16 protein-coding genes are annotated in these 16425 nt (G+C 67.7%); 3 read left to right on the forward strand and 13 right to left on the reverse strand.

Annotated elements, in window-relative coordinates:
* Nucleotides 1–220: 220 nt before the first annotated feature.
* The 7 genes from guaA to ASC70_RS17125 all read right to left on the reverse strand — a co-directional run bounded on the left by guaA (nt 221) and on the right by ASC70_RS17125 (nt 7259).
* Complete coding sequence (gene guaA / locus ASC70_RS17095; protein WP_056052233.1) at nt 221–1780, reverse strand: glutamine-hydrolyzing GMP synthase; 1560 nt, start codon at nt 1778–1780, stop codon at nt 221–223.
* Nucleotides 1781–1811: 31 nt separating this feature from the next.
* Nucleotides 1812–3089, reverse strand: a complete 1278-nt coding sequence (locus ASC70_RS17100) for an RsmB/NOP family class I SAM-dependent RNA methyltransferase (protein ID WP_056052236.1) — start codon at nt 3087–3089, stop codon at nt 1812–1814.
* A complete protein-coding gene (locus ASC70_RS17105; protein ID WP_056052240.1) occupies nt 3089–3484 on the reverse strand; it encodes an MAPEG family protein in 396 nt (131 codons plus the stop codon). Before ASC70_RS17105 ends, ASC70_RS17100 begins: the two co-directional genes overlap by 1 nt.
* Before the next feature lie 3 nt (nt 3485–3487).
* Entirely contained in the window at nt 3488–4951 is a 1464-nt protein-coding gene (guaB, locus tag ASC70_RS17110; protein WP_056052242.1) for an IMP dehydrogenase, read from the reverse strand.
* Nucleotides 4952–5091: 140 nt separating this feature from the next.
* A complete protein-coding gene (locus ASC70_RS17115; protein WP_047413547.1) occupies nt 5092–5289 on the reverse strand; it encodes a hypothetical protein in 198 nt (65 codons plus the stop codon).
* A 156-nt stretch (nt 5290–5445) separates the two neighbouring features.
* On the reverse strand, nt 5446–6156 hold the full coding sequence (locus ASC70_RS17120) for an RlmE family RNA methyltransferase (RefSeq protein ID WP_056052245.1): 711 nt from the start codon (nt 6154–6156) through the stop codon (nt 5446–5448).
* The gene (locus tag ASC70_RS17125) at nt 6153–7259 is read right to left on the reverse strand and encodes a Ppx/GppA phosphatase family protein (protein ID WP_056052247.1); all 1107 of its coding nucleotides are present in this window, start codon (nt 7257–7259) and stop codon (nt 6153–6155) included. The genes ASC70_RS17120 and ASC70_RS17125 overlap by 4 nt, the downstream gene beginning before the upstream one ends.
* 161 nt (nt 7260–7420) lie before the next feature.
* Here ASC70_RS17125 and hspQ point away from each other — a divergent pair, with 161 nt between their 5' ends.
* Both hspQ and phhA read left to right on the forward strand, forming a co-directional pair.
* Entirely contained in the window at nt 7421–7750 is a 330-nt protein-coding gene (hspQ, locus tag ASC70_RS17130) for a heat shock protein HspQ (protein WP_047413542.1), read from the forward strand.
* An 81-nt stretch (nt 7751–7831) separates the two neighbouring features.
* Nucleotides 7832–8716, forward strand: a complete 885-nt coding sequence (gene phhA, locus ASC70_RS17135; protein WP_056052250.1) for a phenylalanine 4-monooxygenase — start codon at nt 7832–7834, stop codon at nt 8714–8716.
* Here phhA and ASC70_RS17140 read toward each other — a convergent pair.
* Nucleotides 8671–9885, reverse strand: a complete 1215-nt coding sequence (locus ASC70_RS17140) for an acyltransferase family protein (RefSeq protein ID WP_056052254.1) — start codon at nt 9883–9885, stop codon at nt 8671–8673. The genes phhA and ASC70_RS17140 overlap by 46 nt on opposite strands.
* 135 nt (nt 9886–10020) lie before the next feature.
* Here ASC70_RS17140 and ASC70_RS17145 point away from each other — a divergent pair, with 135 nt between their 5' ends.
* Nucleotides 10021–10821, forward strand: coding sequence for a LytTR family DNA-binding domain-containing protein (locus ASC70_RS17145; RefSeq protein ID WP_082539765.1), 801 nt, complete (start codon nt 10021–10023; stop codon nt 10819–10821).
* On the opposite strand, the gene ASC70_RS17150 is transcribed toward ASC70_RS17145, so the two are convergent.
* Genes ASC70_RS17150 through ASC70_RS17170 form a run of 5 tightly spaced genes read right to left on the reverse strand, consistent with a single transcriptional unit; the run spans nt 10818 to nt 16358 of the window.
* Entirely contained in the window at nt 10818–11312 is a 495-nt protein-coding gene (locus ASC70_RS17150) for a GNAT family N-acetyltransferase (protein ID WP_056052260.1), read from the reverse strand. The two genes, ASC70_RS17145 and ASC70_RS17150, sit on opposite strands and share 4 nt — an antisense overlap.
* Nucleotides 11309–12649, reverse strand: a complete 1341-nt coding sequence (gene astB / locus ASC70_RS17155) for an N-succinylarginine dihydrolase (RefSeq protein ID WP_056052263.1) — start codon at nt 12647–12649, stop codon at nt 11309–11311. Before astB ends, ASC70_RS17150 begins: the two co-directional genes overlap by 4 nt.
* Nucleotides 12646–14100: a succinylglutamate-semialdehyde dehydrogenase gene (gene astD, locus ASC70_RS17160; protein ID WP_056052266.1), complete on the reverse strand. Its 1455-nt coding sequence runs from the start codon at nt 14098–14100 to the stop codon at nt 12646–12648. The genes astB and astD overlap by 4 nt, the downstream gene beginning before the upstream one ends.
* Complete coding sequence (locus ASC70_RS17165; RefSeq protein WP_056052270.1) at nt 14097–15101, reverse strand: arginine N-succinyltransferase; 1005 nt, start codon at nt 15099–15101, stop codon at nt 14097–14099. The genes astD and ASC70_RS17165 overlap by 4 nt, the downstream gene beginning before the upstream one ends.
* Entirely contained in the window at nt 15102–16358 is a 1257-nt protein-coding gene (locus tag ASC70_RS17170) for a hydrolase (protein ID WP_056052273.1), read from the reverse strand.
* Between the last annotated feature and the right edge of the window lie 67 nt (nt 16359–16425).

Below are 16425 nucleotides of genomic sequence, written 5' to 3' on the forward strand. Positions count from 1 at the left end.
CGTCGAGGCAAGGCCTCCCAGATGTACCGTCAGGCCTGACTTGCCGTGACGGTATCGGCCGCCCGCCCTCGCGAGCAAGGTCGCGCGACACCGTCAGATGCGCGAAATGTGTTCTGGCTCTCCCCGATCGTCGCCGATCTCTGGAGAGCCAGAACACATCTATTTCAAGAATTTAGGCAATATTCGCGATGGTCCGCGGAAGTCCCGAAAGAGCCCTGAATCATTCCCACTCGATCGTGCCGGGCGGCTTGGACGTCACGTCGTAGACCACACGGTTGACACCGCGCACCTCGTTGATGATGCGCGTGGCGGTCTTGCCCAGGATCGGCCAGGGGAACTCGAAGAAGTCGGCCGTCATGCCGTCAGTCGAGGTGACCGCGCGCAACGCCAGGACGTTTTCATAGGTGCGCGCGTCGCCCATGACGCCGACGGTCTTGACCGGCAGCAGCACGGCGAAAGCCTGCCAGATCTGGTCGTAGAGGCCAGCGTTGCGGATCTCCTCCAGATAGATGGCGTCGGCGTCCTGCAGGACCTTGACCTTCTCGGGCGTGATTTCGCCGGGGATGCGGATGGCCAGGCCCGGGCCGGGGAACGGGTGGCGGCCGACGAAAGCCGGGGCCAGGCCCAGCTCGACGCCGAGAGCGCGGACTTCGTCCTTGAACAGCTCGCGCAGCGGCTCGACCAGCTTCAGCTTCATGTAGTCCGGCAGGCCGCCGACGTTATGGTGGCTCTTGATCACAGCCGAGGGACCGCCGCGGGCCGAGACGCTCTCCACCACGTCGGGATAGAGCGTGCCCTGGGCCAGGAATTGCGCGCCGTCGATCTTGGCGGCCTCCTTGTCGAAGACCTCGATGAACAGGCGGCCGATGGTCTTACGCTTGGTCTCGGGGTCGCTGATCCCGGCCAGCTCGCCCAGGAACAGGTCGCCGGCGTCCACGTGGACCAGCGGGATGTTGTAGTGATCGCGGAACAGAGTGACGACCTGGTCGGCCTCGTTCTTGCGCAGCAGGCCCGTATCGACGAACACGCAGGTCAGCTGGTCACCGATCGCCTCGTGGATCAGGACGGCGGCCACCGAGCTGTCGACGCCGCCCGACAGGCCGCAGATCACCTTGCCGGTCCCGACCTGGTCGCGGATCTTCTGGACCATCTCCTGGCGGAAGGCCGCCATGGTCCAGTCGCCCTTCAGCCCGGCCAGGGCCAGGAAGTTCTTGTAGATCCGCGAGCCATTGACGGTGTGGACCACCTCGGGGTGGAACTGGACGGCGTAGATCTTCTTGGCGTCATTGGCGATGGCGGCGAACGGCGCGCCGGTCGAGGTGGCCACGACCTCAAAGCCTTCGGGGATGGCGGTGACACGATCGCCGTGGCTCATCCAGACGGTTTCCAGCTCGCCGACGCCGGCCAGGCCCTGGAACAGCGGGCTGACCTTGCCGATGGTCAGTTCGGCGCGGCCGAACTCACCCGCATGGCCGCCCTCGACCTTGCCGCCCAGCACGTCGCACAGCAGCTGCTGGCCGTAGCAGATGGCCAGCAGGGGCACGTCCAGATCGAACAGCTTGCGGCCGATGCGGGGGCTGTCGTCCTCCAGCACGCTGGCCGGACCGCCCGACAGGATGATCGCCGAGGGCTTGTAGTCGTCGACCAGGGCTTCGGCCTTGTCGAACGGATGGATCTCGCAATAGACGCCGGCCTCGCGCACCCGGCGGGCGATCAGCTGAGTCACCTGGCTGCCGAAGTCGACGATCAGGACGCGCTGGTGGTGGGTTTCGGTGGTCATCGGCGGGTCTCCAGCGGTCGGTCGATTATCGTCAGGGCGTATAGGATGCTCGCTCCAGAACGGCGGCGAAGAAGCCGTCGGTCCCGGCGCGGTAAGGGGTCAGGCGCAGATAGCCTTCGGGGGTGACGTGCTCGACGCCTGGCAGGGCGATCGGCTTCACGGAAAATTCCGGGTGGCGTTCGAGGAAGCCCGCGACCCGGTCCTCGTTCTCGTCGGTCAGCAGCGAGCAGGTCACATAGACCATGCGACCGCCGGCCTTCACGAAGGTCGAGGCGTCCTCCAGCACGCTGTCCTGCTCGATTTGGCGCTTGGCCAGCTGGTCGGGCGACAGGCGCCACTTGGCGTCCGGATGACGCCGCCAGGTGCCGGAGCCAGTACACGGCGCGTCGACGAACACGACGTCGATCTTGCCCTCCAGGCCTTTCAGCGGCTGGGCCTCGATCGGCGAGCGGATCTGCAGGTTGCGCACCCCTGCCCTCTGGCCGCGACGGATGGTGTCGGCCAGACGGCGAGCGTCGCTGTCGTGGGCGAAGATCTGGCCGGTGTTGCCCATGGCGGCGGCCAGGGCGAGGGTCTTGCCGCCCCCGCCGGCGCAGAAGTCCAGCACCTGCTTGCCCTTGACCTCGCCGGCCACGGCGGCGGCGATCTGGGAGCCCAGGTCCTGCACTTCGAACCAGCCCTTGGAAAAGGCCGGCACGGCCTCGACCGACGGCGTGCGGTCGGCGGCCGCGGGCGCGGGGATGCGGAAGGCGGTCGGCAGGATTCCGGCCGGTGACGCGTGGATCGGCGCCAAAGCCTTGGCGGCCCGCTCGGCGTCGGTCTTCAGGGTATTGACGCGAAGATCGACCGGCGCGCGTTCGGCCAGGGCCGCCATCTCGACGGCATGCTCGGAGCCCAGAGCGCGGTCCAGGCGGGCTTCCAACCAATCCGGATAGTCGCCGCTGATCGGAGCAGGCGCCCCGTCCAGCGGAACAGGAGCAGCCAGACGCTCGCGCTCGGCGTCGGTCAGGGCGCCAAAACCGTGCTCTTCCGAGGCCGCCTCGGCGATGCGTTCGGGCGTCCATTTCCAGGTAAAGGCCAGCACGCCCAGCATCACGCCGCGCGGGCTCGTATCGCCCATCATCCAGCCCAGCGAACGCTTGCGGCGCAAGCCGTCCAGGACCAGGCCCGAGACGAAGGCGCGATCCTTGGAGCCCGCATAGCGCGCGGCCTCGCCCCAGCGCTTCAGGGCCATCTTCGCCGGAAAATGCCGCGCCTCGATCTCGGCCAGAACCTCGATCGCCGCTGAAACCCGCCCTCCGTCGCGCATCAGACCACCAGGGCCGCGAGCAGCAGCAGGATCCCGACGAGGGAGGCCAGCCAGACCAGGCTGCGAACCATCGGCACGCCGAACGCATAGAGCGGGACATAGACCGCGCGCGCCACGACATAGATCACCGAACCGTACGCGGTCAGCGCTCCGAGCCTGCCGCCCAGATAGTCGATGATCACCAGGGCCACGAAGAACGGAAAGCTTTCGCGAAAGTTGGCGAAGGCCCGTTCGAGCCGGCCGGCGACGCCGGTCAGCACGACCGGCTCGTCACGCGGACCGATGTTCCACTTCAAGCCGCGCTGCGGCTGGGCGGCCGCGGCCGCCCACAGGAGGTGGATGATCCCGACGATCACCGCCACCGCCACCATCTGCAGCTCGAAAGCCATTCGCATCGGCTAGACCGCGCTCGGGTAGTTGGGCGCTTCCCGGGTGATCATCACGTCGTGGACGTGGCTTTCACGCAGGCCGGCGCCGGTGATGCGGACGAACCTGGCCCGCTTCTGGAGTTCGGCGATGGTCGGCGCGCCGACATAGCCCATGGCCGCCCGTAGACCGCCGACCAGCTGGTGCAGCACCGGCGAGATCGGCCCCTTGAACGGGGTCTGGCCTTCGATACCTTCCGGCACCAGCTTGAAGTTGTCCGTCACTTCCTTCTGGAAGTAGCGATCGGCCGAGCCGCGGGCCATGGCGCCCACCGAACCCATGCCGCGATAGCTCTTGTACGAGCGGCCCTGGTAGAGGAACACCTCGCCGGGCGCCTCTTCGGTGCCAGCGAACATCGAGCCCATCATGGCGGTCGAGGCCCCGGCCGCGATGGCCTTGGCCAGGTCGCCCGAATATTTGATGCCGCCGTCGGCGATGATCGGCACGCCGCTCTCGCGGCCGGCGCGGACGGCTTCCATGATCGCGGTCAGCTGCGGCACGCCCACGCCCGCGACGATGCGGGTGGTGCAGATCGAGCCCGGGCCGATGCCCACCTTCACCGCGTCGGCGCCGGCGTCGATCAGGGCGCGGGCGGCGTCGTAGGTGGCGATGTTGCCGGCCACGATCTGGACGCGGTTGGCCTCGCGCTTCAGGCGCGAGACCGCCTGAGCGACCTGGCTGGAGTGGCCGTGGGCGGTGTCGATGACGACGACGTCGACGCCGGCGTCCACTAGGCCCATCGAGCGCTCGAAGCCGGCGTCGCCGACGGTCGAGGCCGCGCCGACCAGCAGGCGGCCCTTGTCGTCCTTGGCGGCCAGCGGATGGGCCTGGGCCTTCTCGATGTCCTTGACCGTGATCAGGCCAACGGCGCGATAGGCGTCGTCGACGACGATCAGCCGTTCGATCTTGTGCTTGCGCAGCAGCTCGCGGGCCTCGCGCTGATCGACGCCTTCGGCGACGACGATCAGGTTTTCGCGGGTCATGATCGCCGAGGCCGGGACGCCGGCGTCGCTCTCGAAGCGCATGTCGCGGTTGGTGACGATGCCGACCAGCTTGCCGCTGCCCCGCTCGACCACCGGGAAGCCCGAGATCTTGCGACGCGCCGTGATCTCACGAATCTCGGCCAGGGTGGTGTCGGGATGGATGGTCAGCGGATTGATGACCATGCCGCTTTCGTAGCGTTTGACCTCGCGAACCTGGTCGGCCTGCTCCTCGTTGGTCAGGTTGCGGTGCAGGATGCCCAGACCGCCGGCTTGCGCCATGGCGATGGCGAGGCGGCTTTCGGTCACGGTGTCCATCGCGGCGGACACAAGCGGAATGTTCAGACTGATTTCACGCGTGAACCGAGTCTCGGTCGTCACCTGGGTAGGCATGACGTCGGACGGGCCGGGTTCGAGCAAAACGTCGTCGAAGGTAAGCCCTTCGCGAATCTCCATCGGAGTCTCCATTTTGCGGCGCGGATATAGCCGTGAGGCCGGCCGTTGTCGACCCGCCGCAGGTGCGAAATGGAGATGAATCTTTCTCCGCCGAGCGGAGGGCGGCGCCGGGCGCGTCGCCCGACACCGCTGAACGACCCTTAAACCGGCTTGGCGCCCGGCGTACCGCACTTGGCGAACTTGCCCTTGGCGTCCTTGCACTTGGTCGGCTTGGCCGGCGCGGCGGCCGGGCACTTGGTGAACTTACCCTTGGCGTCCTTGCAGGGGGCGGCGGAGGCGACGCTCGCGCCCGACAGGGCGATGGCGAAGGCGACGGCGATACTCAGGGACTTGGACATGGGTAAGCCTCTTCATGAAACGCGAGATGCGCTCATCAAGGCTCACGCCTGTTCTCCCCGCCTCGCAAGAGACTGAAATGTAAATTTCCCTGCCAAAACAACATCTAATGAGCGAGATCGTGATTTTCCGCAACCCTTGCGAAAGCTCGCCGGCGATCAGCGCGCCTTGAACCCCGTCGCGACCAGGAAGACCTCGGAGCTATCCTGACGGCTGGCCTTGGGCTTGAAGTGCTGGACCTTGTCGAAATGGCGCTTCAGGCGGCCAATCACCTCGGCCGTCTCGCCGCCCTGGAAGGCCTTGGCGACGAAGGCTCCGCCGGGCTTGAGAACGTCGATGGCGAACTCGGCGCCGATCTCGATCAGGCCGACGATGCGCAGGTGGTCCGTCTCGCGATGTCCAACGGTATTGGGGGCCATGTCCGACATGACCAGATCCGGCGCGCCGCCCAGCAGTTCCAGAAGCTTGGGCGGACAGTCGTCGTCGGTGAAGTCCATCTCCAGGATGTGGGCTGGAGCCACCGGATCGACCGGCAGCAGATCGACGCCCACCAGGTCGGTGACGCCGCGTTCGACGGCGATCTGCAGCCAGCCGCCCGGCGCGCAGCCCAGATCGATGACCTTCGCGCCCTTCCTGAAGAAGTGGAACTTCTCGTCGATCTCGCTGATCTTGAAGGCCGCGCGGCTGCGATAGCCCAAGGCGCGGGCCTTGGCCGAGAACGGGTCGTTGATCTGGCGCTCCAGCCAAGCCTGCTGGCTGGGCGTTCGGCCGTAGGCGGTCTTCAAGCGCGCGGGCTTGGCCCGGCCGCCTTCGGTTCCCCCGGACGGCGGCTTGACCATGCGCTTGCGGGGCGGTTCTTCGTCGCTCATGCGGCTTCCGGCTTCTTCGAGGCGCCGCCGCGACGACGCCGGCGCGGGCGTCGCTGCTGATCGGACATCAGGGACATCAGGAGCCCCTCTCTAAGCCCTCGGTCGGCGACACGCACGCGCGAACATGGCCACAGCTCCTGCACGGCGCGCAGGATCGCCGCGCCGGCCAGGACGAGATCCGCCCTGTCCGCGCCGATGCACGGCTCCCGGGCCCGCTCGACGGCGGTGAGGCCTAGCAGCCGATCGGACGCCACGTCACAGTCGGTGCGGTCCATCCAGAGACCGTCGACCACATTGCGGTCGTAGCGCGGCAGGCCCAGATGCAGGCCGGCCAGGCTGGTGATCGCGCCCGACGTGCCGACCAGATGCGCCCTGCCCTCGGCGAACACTTGGCGCATCGGCTCGGCGTGCGGGAAGGCCTCGATCCGCGCCTTGACGTCGTCGACCATGGCCCGGAACCAGCGCTCGTCGGCCCGTTCGCCTTCAGGGAAGCGCTCGGCCAAGGTGACGACGCCCACGGGAATCGACAGCCAAGCCTTGATCGGCAGTTTCCAGGCAGCGAACTGGCGCGGCTTGGCGTCGAGGCCGCCGCCCTTCAGGTCCACCCAAGAGAGCTCGGTCGAGCCGCCGCCGACATCGACCACCAGGGCCGCATCCTGCTCGCGGTCGAACAGGCTCATGCAGCCGGCGACGGAAAGTTGGGCCTCCTCGCGCGGACTGATGATCTGCAGCTTGAGGCCAGTCTCCTCGTGGACCCGGCGCACGAAATCGGGACCATTGGTCGCGCCCCGGCAGGCCTGGGTGGCCACGGCCTTGACCCGCAGCACCTTGCGACGACGGATCTTCTCGGCGCAGACCTTTAGGGCCGCCAACGAACGGTCCATGGCCGCCTCGGACAGCTGACCGGTCTGCGACAATCCCTCGCCCAGACGTACGATGCGGGAATAGGCCTCGACGACGCGGAATCCGCGTGGCGTGGGCGTGGCCACCAGCAGGCGGCAGTTGTTGGTCCCCAGGTCGAGCGCCGCGTAACACGCAGACTCTTCCGGAGACCGCCGGCGCCGACTCGGGGGGGCGCCGGGCGCGCGCGGCGCCTCCGACATGGTCTCTACTACCTGTCTCGCAGGCGCCGCGAACGCGCGACGCCTCACTTCGAGTCGACCATAGCATGGTGTTCGCGCGCCGGAAGGCGCCCGCTTGTCTTCCGGGTTCGGAGGTCTATCCGTTCAGGTTTCAGTCAGGTGCGCCTGCTATCCTTAACGCCATGGATTCGAGACTCGCCAAATTCGCGATCGGACAGGTCGTCAGGCACCGCATCTTCCCGTTTCGGGGCGTGGTGTTCGACGTCGACCCCGTGTTCGCCAATACGGAAGAGTGGTGGCAGTCGATCCCCGAAGACATCCGGCCCAAGAAGGACCAACCCTTCTACCATCTGCTGGCCGAGAACGACGACAACAGCTACGTCGCCTATGTCTCCGAGCAGAACCTGCTGCCCGACAACAGCGGCGAGCCGGTCGGCCATCCGCAGACCGCGGTGATCTTCGAGTCGTTCGATCACGGGCAGTACAAGCTTCGCCCCCGGATTTCCCACTAGGCAGAACGTCTATCCGCTGATCCGCCCTTTTGACGCAAACTCCGAACAGCTTTTGCGAATTTCGGGGCGTAGCGTCATTGCATGAGCGGAGATGGTTTTAGCGACGGGCCGCCCCCGGGCGCTCGCCCCGATTGGACGATCGACCAGGACTGGGAGAACTACTCCCAGGCTGAGCATGACGTCTGGATCACCCTGTACGAGCGCCAGGCCGACATGCTGCATGGCCGCGCCTGCGACGAATTCCTGCGCGGCCTGGACGCGCTGGACCTGCACCGCACGGGCATCCCCGACTTCAACCGCATCAACGAAGAGCTCCAGCGCCTGACCGGCTGGAGCGTGGTGGCCGTGCCGGGCCTGGTGCCGGACGAGGTGTTCTTCGATCATCTGGCCAACCGTCGCTTCCCGGCCGGCCAGTTCATCCGCAAGGCGGACCAGCTGGACTATCTGCAGGAACCGGACATCTTCCACGACGTCTTCGGCCACGTGCCGATGCTGACCGACCCGACCTTCGCCGACTACATGCAGGCCTACGGCCAGGGTGGTCAGCGCGCCTTGGGCCTGGGCCGCCTGGCCAATCTGGCCCGCCTCTACTGGTACACGGTGGAGTTCGGCCTGATGAACACGCCAGCGGGCCTGCGCATCTACGGAGCCGGTATCGTCTCGTCGCGCGCGGAGTCGATCTTCGCGCTGGACGATCCCTCCCCCAATCGCATCGGCTTCGATCTGGAACGGGTGATGCGCACCCTCTATCGGATCGACGACTTCCAGCAGGTCTATTTCGTGATCGATTCGATCCAGACCCTGCAGCAGGTCACCCTGCGCGACTTCGCCGCCCTCTACGCCCGGCTGGCCGGCGCCACGGACATCGGCGTCGCCGAGATTGCTCCCGGCGACGCCGTCATCACGCGCGGCACCCAGGCCTATGCGAAGGCCGGCGGGCGGCTGGCGGCCTTCTCGGCCGGCTGACCTCGCAGGCCGAACAGGATCCGCACGCCCGGGATGCGTCGCACGATCTCATAGGTCGCGAAGCAGCCGGCGAAGGTGGCGACGACCAGGATCGCGCCCTCCAGCCCCTGGGGCAGGCCCAGCTTGGCCAGGTGATGCGCCATGACCACGATCAGGGTCTGATGCACCAGGTAGAATGGGAACACGCCCAGGGTCAGGTAGCGCAACGCCGGCCCGCCTTTGGTCAGGTGCTTGGCCCCGAAGCCCAGGATGGCGACGATCGCGCACCAGGTGTCGGCGGCGAAGACGAAGCGCATGGCGAGCTTCAGTTGCGGCGCCGGGATCGGCGTGTCGTTGCGATAGGTCCAGACATAGGCCGACCAGGCGACCCAGGCGGCGACGGCGACGGCCAAGGCCGGCCAGCGCACGGCCGTCAGGCGATCGCGCAGAACCTCTGACTTGGCCAGGCCGAAACCCAGCAGGAACGCGCTGAACGAAACGGCATGGACATAATGGTCGCCGACCAGGGCGTGGGTCTCGCCGAACTTGGCGTAGAGGGTGGCGCGCATCATGCCCAGGAACAGCACCGGCCAGACGAACAGGCCAACGCCCTTCAGCAGCCGCTCGGCGGCGGCCTGGATGTGTTGACCGGCCTTCTTCCAGATCACCAGCATGACGGCCAGAACCAGGGTGTAGAACAGCAGGTAGGCGACGAACCACATGTGATTCCAGGTCGGCGTGATCAGGCACTCGCCGTCCGCCCCGCACCAGTGGCCCGAGGCCGTGACGTAGCGAACCCAGAAGTTGTCGACGCTTAGGGCCGTGCCCGGGTGGGCGGCGATATATTCGACGACCTGGTAATAGGATTGCGGCGGCACGATCACGAACATCGCGAACAGCAGTGGCGGCAGCAGTCGCGCGATGCGAGCGACGGTCAGTTTTCCCACCGGGGTCTTGTCGGCCATGAACCGTGTCGCCGCGCCCGAGACCAGGAAAAGCAAGGTGAGGCGCCAGGGATTGGTCATCAGCATGAAGGGCATGAGGCCCTCCACGATATGCGGGGTCTTCACGTGCCATTCCCACGGCACGTAGAACATGCCGGTATGGTAGAGGATCAGCAGGAAGAATGCGCCGACCCGAATCCAGTCGAGGTCGTAGCGGCGGTCGAGGGGTAAGGCGGTCGTGGTCATGAAGAGGCGTCCGGCTTGAAAAGCGATGCTGACGACGTGCCCCGCACCGCGTCGAGCGGCCAAGCGCCGGGGGATCAGCGGCCGCTGCCTGGGACGACCGGAAAAGCGCCAGGGACGAGCGGCGGCCTTTTCGGGATGACCGGCGAGGAGCGCCTCTGGCTAGGCCGGGCCTGGCTTCTCGGCGCCTGCCTGATCAGCGCGATCGCCGTCGTCAATGTGCTGACCATCCAGCACGACGCACCCAGGCTGGGCGTCCTGCCGCCGTCGATCTGGGAGGCCAGCAGCGCATTCGTCACCCTGGCGATCTTCGCCGTTCCCGCCGGAATGGCGCTGTGGATGATCCGAACCCGGCCGCGCTGGTGGATCGCGCTTCCGGCGCACCTGCTGGCGGTGTTGGCTTACTCGGTGCTGCACGTCTCGGGTTTCGTGGCCCTGCGCAAGCTGGCCTATGTCGCCCTGCTGCGCGAGCGCTACGTGTTCGGACCGCTGTCCACCGAGTTTCCCTACGAATTCCGCAAGGACATGATGGCCTATGGCCTGGCCTCGATCATCTATTGGCTGGCCCTGCATCGGGGCGGCCAGAAGCCCGCTCCACAGGCTATGGCGACTTCGCCCGCCACCTTCGACATCCAGGACGGCGCGCGAATGATCCGCGTACCCGTCGCCGACATCTTGGCCGTGCGATCGGCCGGCAACTATGTCGAGTTCGTCCTGGCCGAAGAGCGCCGACCGCTGATGCGTTCATCGTTGAGCGCGGTGTCGGAACAGTTGGCGCGGCATGGCTTCGTGCGCAGCCACAAGTCCTGGCTGGTCAACAAGGCTCGGGTCACGGGCCTGAAGCCGGAAGGCTCGGGTGACTACGCCGTGGAACTGGGGGCGCTGGAAGTTCCCTTGTCGCGGCGTTTTCCCGAGGCCCTGGCGGCGCTGAGGGACTAGAGCAGCAGCCCCATCAGGATGTCGTCCTCGAAGCGGCCGTCCGGCAGTCGCCCGCGCGCCACCTGCCGCCCCTCGTGCTGGAAGCCGAGCCGCTCATAGAGCCGCACGGCGCCGGGATTGCCCGCGCCGGCCGCCAGCTCGATGCGCAGGATCGGCGGGTTCATCGTCCGCGCCTTGGCGATCAGCGCCTCGAACAACCTGGAGCCGATCCCCTGCCCCTGCCGCTCCGGATGAACCGCCACGGTCAAGCCGCCCAGCACGTGGGCGAAGATCGCCGGGACCTCGCGCTTGGCGTGGATCTCGCCGCAGACGAAGCCGTCGACCTCGACCGCGACCAGGCAGATGTCGGCCCCGATAGCGCCATCTGCGTAGGCGGGCGTCACCTCCTCGGGCGCGCGGGCCAGGGCGCCCGGCGTGACGGCGGCGGCCTTGTGCAGGGCGACGATGGCGTCGCGGTCGCCGGAAACGGCGGGTCGGATCGAGAAGCTCACGCGTCCCTCTGGAAAGGATAGAAGTCGCCGCCAAGGTCGAGGATCCGCGTCAGCTCGTCCAGGGCTTCGCGGCTCTCGGTCAGCAGATCGGGATCGGCCAGGTCCACCGGAGCCAGGCGCTCGCGGTAGCGGCGCGTGACCCAGTCAGCCAACAGAGTGTGCAGCCCGGGTAGGAAATGCTGAGCCGGATTGGCGGCGGCCAGCTCGGCCTCGGTCAGCACGACCCGCAGGCGCAGGCAGGCCGGTCCGCCGCCGTTGCGCATGCTCTGGCGAACATCGACATAGTCCACACGCCCGATCGGCCCATTCGATGCGATCAGGCCCTCGGCCACCGCAAAGGCCTGCGGGTTGTCGCGCGTCTCGGCCGGCGCCAACAGCACCAGGCGTTCCTCGCCGGGTACGACCAGCAGCTGCGAATTGAACAGATAGCTGGCCACCAGATCGGCCATCGGCAGGTCGGCTTCCGAGACCTCGACGAAGACCGGCTCGAACAGACCGTCAGCGGCGACGCGGACCTGACGCTCCACCAGAGCTCGGTCCTCGAAGGCCCGTTCGTGGAAGAACAGGCACTCGCGCGTGCCGACACAGACCACGTCGTTGTGGAAGGCTCCGCCCTCGATCGCCGCCTTGGCCTGCTGGGCAAAGACCGCCTTGGCCGCGCTATGGCGACGCTGGATGGCCTCGGACGCTTCGCGGGTTTGGCGCGCCGGGAACTTGCCATCCCAATGCGCCCAGGCCTCACGTCCCCAGACGAACAGATTGACACCGGGCGCGCCGTGTTCAGCGCAAAGCCGCACGTGGTTGGCCGCGCCCTCGTCGGCGAAGTGGAGCTGGGCCGGCAGCGGGTCGTGAACGGCGAAGCGGGCTTCGTCCGGGAACAGCCGGCGCAGGGCCCGCGTGGTCTGCGGCCCTTCCAGGCTGCGATGCAGATTGGTCAGCAGGTTGGCCGGCGTGAAGTGGACGCGACCGTCGGCCGTGTCCGCGCTGGGCGTCACCGTGGCGGCGTTGGCGGCCCACATTGGCGAGGCCGAAAAGGCGGCGGCGGCCAGGGCCGGCGCGTCCTTCCAGGCCCGTTCGATCATCGCTTCGTCGGAGCCGGTAAAGCCCAACGATTTCAGGAGACCTACAGCGGGACGCTCATGCGGTGGCAGCACGAACTGCGGAATGCCCAGGTCGGAGAGCTGGCGCATCTTGGAGAGACCTTCCAGCGCCGCGTCGCGCGGATTGGAAACCTCACCGGCGTTCCGGGTGCTGGCCAGATTGCCGGGCGAGAGGCCGACATACGAATGGGTCGGCCCGACCAAGCCGTCGCAATTGGCCTCGAAAGCCGAACTCATGACCGCAACCCCTTGATGTCCTTAAGGGTGTCGGTCACCGCCTCGGCTTCGAAGCTGGCCACTGGATAAGCGCAGTAATCGGCGGCGTAATAGGCGCTAGGCCGATGGTTGCCCGAAGCGCCAAGGCCTCCGAACGGCATCGAGCCTGCCGCGCCGGTGGTAGGGCGGTTCCAATTGACGACGCCGGCGCGAATGCGCTTCAGGAATTTATCCCAATGCTTTGAATTGTTGGAAATAAGTCCCGCCGACAAGCCATAGCGGGTGGCGTTGGCGGCCTTAAGCGCGTCGTCAAAGTTCGCCACGCGGCGCACCTGCAACCAGGGTGCGAACAGCTCCTCGTCAGGCGTGTCGACGCCGGTGACGTCGACCAAGCCCGGGGTCACGAATGCCTCGCCTAGCCCCTCGACCGAGCCCAGCGGCCGGATACGCTCGCCGCCCATGGTGTCGGCGATGGCGCGCGCGGCGTTGGCGGCGCGGGCCGAGATCAGCGGACCCATGAAGACCTCGCCCTCGCCGTTCCAGGGACCGATCGATAGCCGGTCGGCCAGCGCCGCGGTCGCCTCGATCACCGCGCGTCCGGAAGCCTCGTCCGACACGATCAGCCGCCGGGCGCACGAACAGCGCTGGCCGGTGGTGATGAACGCCGACTGCACGATCAACGCCGCGACGGCCTCGGGTTCGCCCGCGTCCCAGACCACCAGCGGATTGTTGCCGCCCAGCTCCAGAGCCAGGATCACGTCGGGGCGGTCGGCGAAGTGGCGTCGGAAGAAGGTCCCCGCGGCGGCCGAACCGGTGAACAGCAGGCCGTCGATCTCTTGATTGATCAGCGCCTGGCCGGCTTCGCGACCGCCCTGGACGAGGTTGATCACGCCCGCCGGAACGCCCGCCGCCTCGAAGGCTTCGACCATCAGCTGGCCGGCCAAGGGCGTCTCCTCCGACGGCTTGAACACCACGGTGTCGCCGGCCAGCAGCGCGGGCACGATGTGGCCGTTGGGCAAATGGCCCGGGAAGTTGAACGGTCCCAGCACCGCCATCACGCCGTGGGCGCGGTGGCGCAGCACGGCGCGGCCGAACGGCATCGTGTTCTCGGTGACGCCGGTGCGCTCGTCATAGGCCTTGATCGACAGATCGACCTTGCCGGCCATCGACCCCAGCTCGGCCCTGGTCTCCCACAGCGCCTTCCCGGTCTCGCGGCTCAGGGCCTCGGCGAAGGCGGCGGTGCTCTCGACCAGGATCTCCTTGTAGCGGCGAAGAACGGCGATCCGCGCCTCGCGAGGCTGATCCGCCCACGCCGGAAAGGCTCTACGCGCGGCCTCGACGGCCTCGGCGACGTCGGCCTCGTTGGCCGCGGCTTCACGCCAGACGACTTCGCCAGTGGCCGGGTCGGTCGAGACCAGCTCCGCGCCCCGGCCCGAGCGCCACTTTCCGTCGATGTAGAGACCGTCGCTCATGCCTTCACCCGCACCATGTCGCCTTCCCAGAGCCGCAAGGCCTGCGCCGCCTCGCGTCCCACGATCGCCGTATCGCCATCGATCAACACCGGCGCCCGGACGGCGCGAAAGGCGTTGATCGCGCCGGTGGAAATCAGGGCCTCCTCGCCGAAAGCGTCTTCGCCGAGTTTCAAACGCAGACGCCTGGCCTCACGCACCGTCTTGATGTCGTCGCGCCGGGCCGCGACCGTTGGCCCGGCGTCGAAGATGTCGATCAGGCCCTCATAGCGGAACCCCTCGGCCTCCAGCATCGCGCGCGCGGCCTCGCCTTCGCGGTGCACGCGGCCCAGGGCTTCCCGCGCCTCGCGCGGCAACAGCTCGGCATAGATCGGGTGCCGCGGCGCCAGGTCGAGGATGAACTGCCCGTCGGTCGAGGCGCTCATTCGGTCGGCTTCGTCGAACTCAAGGCGGAAGAACTTGCTGGCGACGTGGTCCCAGAACGGACAGGAGCCGTCCTCATCGAACCAGCCGCGCAGCTCGGCCAGCACCATCTCGGCGAAACGCTGCGGCTCGAGGCCGATCAGCATGTAGCGCGACTGGGCCAGCAGCCGCCCCGCCCCGCCCTTGCGCCGCTCGGGCCGCAGGAACAGCGAACCGACCTCCGACCAACCCGCGCATTCGTTGACCAGAACGAGGGCCCGGTGGTCGAAGCGTTTCTCCAATGTCGGAGACGACTGGGCGAGGGTCACCACGCGGAACGAAAAGTGCGGTCGCTTCAGTCCTACCCCGGCCTTGACCCCCGCCACGCCGATCACGTCACCGGCGTCCAGGTCCTCGAGCATCAGGGTGTACCAGGCCTCCGGCGCGGCGACACCGGCCTGGAAGCTGGCCTCGGACAGCGCCAGCCGCGACCGCAATGTCGGCTCGTCCTCCGGCAGGCTGGTGAAGCCGCGCCCGGACAGGACGGCCAGCTCCATCAGGGCGTCGAAGTCGGTGGAACCGGCGGGACGGACGACGAGCATTCAGCGGGACTCCCCAAAAGCGCCCATCTGGGCGCGTATCGCTCTGGCGTCGATCTCGCCGTTAGCCAGTTTCATCAGGATCAGGGCCGAGAGCTGAGCGCGCTCGACGAAGCTCTCGGGGAAGGCGTGCTCGGCCTCGCTATGGATATCGCCACCGCGCACGCCCAGGGTGTCGACGTTCGGCAGCCCCGAGGCGAACAGGTTGTTGCCCTCGCAGACGCCTCCGGAGGGCTTCCAGGCGATGTCCTGGCCCAGCAAGGCGCCGACGTCCTTGACCGCGCCGAACAGTCGCTGCTGGGCGGCGTTGAACGGCTTGGCGCCGCGCGTGATCAGGCCATGCAGATGGGCGTGGAGGTCGTCACCGATCTCCGAAACGATGCGCGCGACCTCGGCCTGGAACCAGGCGGCGGCCGCGGCGTCGGGGAAACGGACGTTGAAGCGGACCACCGCCACGTCCGGCACCATGTTCAGCGGCGCGCCGCCGTCGATGCGGGCGACATTGACGGTGACGCCGTCGCGCTGGCCATTGAGGCCGTGGAGCTTCTCGGCCGTCCGCGCCGCGCCGATCACGGCGTTGCGTCCGGCGGCGAAGTCGCGCCCGGCGTGGGCGGCGCGGCCGTGGATGGCGACATGGAAGTTGCCCGAGCCCTTGCGCGCCGACGCCAGGGCCCCGTCGGCCAAGGCGGGCTCATAGGTCAGGCCGATATGCCCCTGCCGGGCGAAGTCCGCCAGGATAGGCCCCGAGGCGATCGAGCCGATTTCCTCGTCCGGCGACAGCAGCACGCGATAGCCCACGTTCGCCGCTTCGGGATGGCGCTCGAAGGTTTCCAGCGCCGCCAGCATCACGGAGATCCCGCCTTTCATGTCGGCGATGCCCGGCCCGTGCAGCGCGCCATCAGGCCGCGTGCGGACGACCTGGAACGGACTCGTCTCGGGATAGACGGTGTCATAGTGGCCCGTCAGTACGACCTGGACCGGAGCCTCGGGCCGTACGACCACGGCCAGGCACGGCGGATGGTGAAACTCGCTCTCGCGGCCGTCGGCGCCGACCTCGCGCGACGGCGACAGCGGGATCTCGATCGGCGCGGCGGGCAGGCGCGCGGCGGCGTCGAGCAAAATTCGCCTCTGACGCTCCAGCCCGGCCAAGTGCCGACTGCCGGAGTTGACGGCGCACCAATCGACGGCGCGGTCGACGATCTGGCCGCCGTCGCGCGCGATATGATCCAGAACCGCGCGATCTTTCGAATTGAGACGCATATAGGCTGGTCCTCCCTCAGTCACGATAACCAAGGGCCGCGGGTAAATCGTGCTCACCTCGAGGGAG

It is taken from the genome of Caulobacter sp. Root343 (genome assembly GCF_001425745.1).
Taxonomy (GTDB): Bacteria; Pseudomonadota; Alphaproteobacteria; order Caulobacterales; family Caulobacteraceae; genus Caulobacter.